The organism is Stenotrophomonas sp. YIM B06876 (assembly GCF_030711595.1).
In the GTDB taxonomy this organism is placed as follows: Bacteria; Pseudomonadota; Gammaproteobacteria; order Xanthomonadales; family Xanthomonadaceae; genus Stenotrophomonas.
In genome coordinates this window covers 1-360 of the sequence record NZ_JAUJUJ010000643.1, presented here as the reverse complement: position 1 = coordinate 360, position 360 = coordinate 1, and the positions used below count along the sequence as shown (strand labels likewise).

The following is a 360-nucleotide window of genomic DNA, read 5'->3' as shown; positions in this document are numbered from 1 at the left end:
CGGCACCATCGCCGACCGGCGCGGCTCGCTCAATGTGGACGACGAGGGCCATGCCAGCCAGCGCAACGTGCTGATCGAGGACGGCATCTTGAAGGGCTACATCCAGGATTCGATGAATGCCCGCCTGATGGGCGTGGCGCCCACCGGCAACGGCCGGCGCGAGAGCTATGCGCACATTCCCATGCCGCGCATGACCAACACCTACATGCTGGGCGGCGACAAGGACCCGCAGGAGATCGTCGCCAGCATCAAGAAGGGCCTGTACGCCACCAACTTCGGCGGCGGCCAGGTCGACATCACCTCCGGCAAGTTCGTGTTCTCGGCCAGCGAAGCCTACTGGGTCGAAAACGGCAAGATCCT

General features: G+C 64.4%; 1 protein-coding gene. It reads left to right on the top strand.

Going from position 1 to position 360, the window contains the following annotated elements; translation table 11 throughout:
* Window positions 1-360: metallopeptidase TldD-related protein (locus QZH66_RS18845; RefSeq protein WP_305807298.1), on the top strand; the 360-nt coding region annotated here is incomplete at both ends.